Consider the following 2,490-nt stretch of genomic DNA (forward strand, 5'->3'; position numbering starts at 1 on the left):
CACGCCTGTTTTGGATTAAAATGCTGATCGCTCCGGGATGCATCACCACGCTCTGGATTTAACATACTGATTTTACGTCAAGGGAATCCGCAGCCTTTATGGCTACGCAGCATAATATCTATTTATTCAACAAAGCCTCGTGAACATAGAGCTTCACTATTTACCGCCTTACAGTCCGAATCTGAACGCGATAGAACGCCTGTGGAAAGTGATGAATGAGCATGCACGGAATAATCGCTATTTTGAGAACACCCGCGATTTTCGGGATGCAATATTCAATTTTTTCACCAATACGCTACCAGAAATAGCGGACTCTCTGACGTCCAGAATTCACGATCGTTTTCAGGTGCTCAAACCTGCATCTTGAGGTTTATTGGGTATAATCACCTTTGATGGCACGCTCAGCTCTTGGTGGACCAAGATAGTGATTGGCATCCTGCTGTTTGCCTTTATCGCCTTGCAGAAAGGGCTTAGTGCATTTTGGGTCGCTAAACGTGCCTGACGGCGCTACGCGGCTCACAACACATCGGCAATAGGGGTTTTAAGCAGTTGACGGATTAACGCCTGCTGGTCGCTGTTTTGCAGCCAAACGGCATACAGCGGGCGGATCACCGGTGGCGTATTTTGCTGTATGTAAAGCAATGGGTACGTTTTTTCCCAATGGCGCGGCAGAAAGGCACAACCGCCGATGGTCAGCAGCAGCTGGCGCGTCAGGTGTGCTGAGGTGGTGGTCAGGATAGTAAGCTGTTCGTTACTCAATATCCGCCCTTCATGTTGATGAAAATCCGCGCCCCATTCCAGTTTGATAAAAGGTCGTTCGGTCTGCTCCTCATCCTGTGTGGCGAACAACGCCAGAGAGAAGTTTCCTAACAAATGGCTGGTTAACTCTTCCATTTTGGGCTGCTCGGTGGTGATCAGCAGGTCCAAACGACGCTCGTGCAACTGTTGCACCAGAGAGTGACGTTGTGCGATGCGCGCTTCAAGCTGAAGCAGCGGGCGCTGCTGATATAACGTTTGTAGCCAGGGTGTCAGGTAGGCTTCCCACAGCGATGCCATCGCACCAATCGACAGCAACTGGTGCTGCTGCGAACGCGCGACCTCTTTTTTAGCCAGTTGCCAGGTGCCCATCAGACTCTCTGCGTAGGGCAACAACCGCTCGCCCGCCGGTGTCAGGCGAATATTATTGCGATGGCGAGTGAACAAATTTTCACCAAGTTGATTTTCTAATTGGCGAATACGAAAGCTGACCGCCGATTGGGTCAGATAGAGCGATTCTGCGGCGCGCCCAAAATGCCGGGTTCTGCTGACTTCCAGGAAGGTTTTCAGTAATTCGGTATCCACGCCTATCTCCAAAAAAAATTTGTCGTGATGATTTAAATGTTTTGTTTTACAGAATGTCAAGCCTATCTAATACTCCGCGCCATAAACAGCACGACCATAAAAGAATTAGGAGCGTGTAAGATGGCGGAAAGCTTCTCTACAACGAATCGTTTTTTTGATAATAAATCATATCCACGCGGCTTCTCTCGTCACGGTGACTTCACCATCAAAGAAGCCCAGATGCTGGAGCGTTATGGCTATGCGCTGAATGAGCTTGACTTGGGTAAACGCCAACCGGTGACCGAGGAAGAGATTCAATTCGTCGCTATGTGCCGCGGTGAACGTGATGCATCCACCGACATGGAAAAAACTTGGGCCAAATATGTTGCACGTATTCGTCGCCCGAAGCGTTTCCACACGCTGTCCGGCGGTAAGCCGCAGATGGATGCGGTGGAAGAATACACGGATAGCGACGATTAAGTTTTTCACTCGCGGGGCCAATGGCCCCGTTTTTTATGTCAGTGCGTTACCCTAAATCGTGGTGTAAGCGGCTCAGTAACCTGTCCATGCAGCGATAACTGATCGCCTCCGCCAAATGGTCGCGCTGGATATCGGGCTGCTGCGCCAGATCGGCGATGGTCCTTGCTACCTTCAAAATGCGGTGCTAGGTACGCACAGACAGCCCCAGTTTGGTCATTAACGCCTCCAGCCAGATGGCATCCTCTTCGAGCAAGCGGCAGTGAATATCCATTTCTGGCGGTGTCAGGCGCGCATTGATTTTCCCCGCTCGTGCAAGTTGCCTCTCTCGTGCCGTCAATACGCGTGCTCGAACGTCGGCGCTGCGCTCTCCATGTCGTCCCTGTTTGTGCAGCGTTCCGGGAGGCAGTAGCGGAACTTCAATCGACAGATCGAATCGGTCGATAAATGGCCCGGAGAGTTTTCCCAGATAGCGCAGGATCTTCTGTACCGGCAAGCGGTTATGGATACCTTGATAGGCTTTGTTGAATAAATCAGAACTTGTAACGACTGTGCCCCATACGGGTCGATTGTTACGTGATGCGAATACTGTTCGGCATTCCTAATAGCGTGATCCGGTTAAGCGCTTTGACCATGGCCATGGCTTCACCCACCTGAGCATCGTAGTCTCTCAGACTTAGATGACCACCCAGA

3 protein-coding genes and 3 pseudogenes are annotated in these 2,490 nt (G+C 50.8%); 3 read left to right on the forward strand and 3 right to left on the reverse strand.

Features of this window, described 5'->3' with window-relative positions; translation table 11 throughout:
- Nucleotides 1-133: 133 nt before the first annotated feature.
- Together QZ506_RS09035 and QZ506_RS09040 are read left to right on the forward strand one after the other, a co-directional pair.
- Nucleotides 134-367, forward strand: a pseudogene (locus tag QZ506_RS09035) (transposase); the annotation flags it as partial.
- Between the two features lie 6 nt (nucleotides 368-373).
- Complete coding sequence (locus QZ506_RS09040; RefSeq protein ID WP_291970517.1) at nucleotides 374-502, forward strand: hypothetical protein; 129 nt, start codon at nucleotides 374-376, stop codon at nucleotides 500-502.
- 14 nt (nucleotides 503-516) lie between these two features.
- On the opposite strand, the gene hdfR is transcribed toward QZ506_RS09040, so the two are convergent.
- Complete coding sequence (gene hdfR, locus QZ506_RS09045) at nucleotides 517-1,341, reverse strand: HTH-type transcriptional regulator HdfR (RefSeq protein ID WP_291970518.1); 825 nt, start codon at nucleotides 1,339-1,341, stop codon at nucleotides 517-519.
- 120 nt (nucleotides 1,342-1,461) lie between these two features.
- Between hdfR and QZ506_RS09050 the strand changes: the two genes are divergently transcribed.
- Entirely contained in the window at nucleotides 1,462-1,800 is a 339-nt protein-coding gene (locus QZ506_RS09050) for a DUF413 domain-containing protein (protein ID WP_196908179.1), read from the forward strand.
- A gap of 46 nt (nucleotides 1,801-1,846) precedes the next feature.
- On the opposite strand, the pseudogene QZ506_RS09055 reads toward QZ506_RS09050, so the two are convergent.
- Together QZ506_RS09055 and QZ506_RS09060 are read right to left on the reverse strand one after the other, a co-directional pair.
- Nucleotides 1,847-2,314, reverse strand: a pseudogene (locus tag QZ506_RS09055) (ATP-binding protein); the annotation flags it as partial.
- A 55-nt stretch (nucleotides 2,315-2,369) separates the two neighbouring features.
- Nucleotides 2,370-2,490, reverse strand: a pseudogene (locus QZ506_RS09060) (IS5/IS1182 family transposase); the annotation flags it as partial.

This window comes from Candidatus Symbiopectobacterium sp. (assembly GCF_020054415.1).
Taxonomy (GTDB): Bacteria; Pseudomonadota; Gammaproteobacteria; order Enterobacterales; family Enterobacteriaceae; genus Symbiopectobacterium.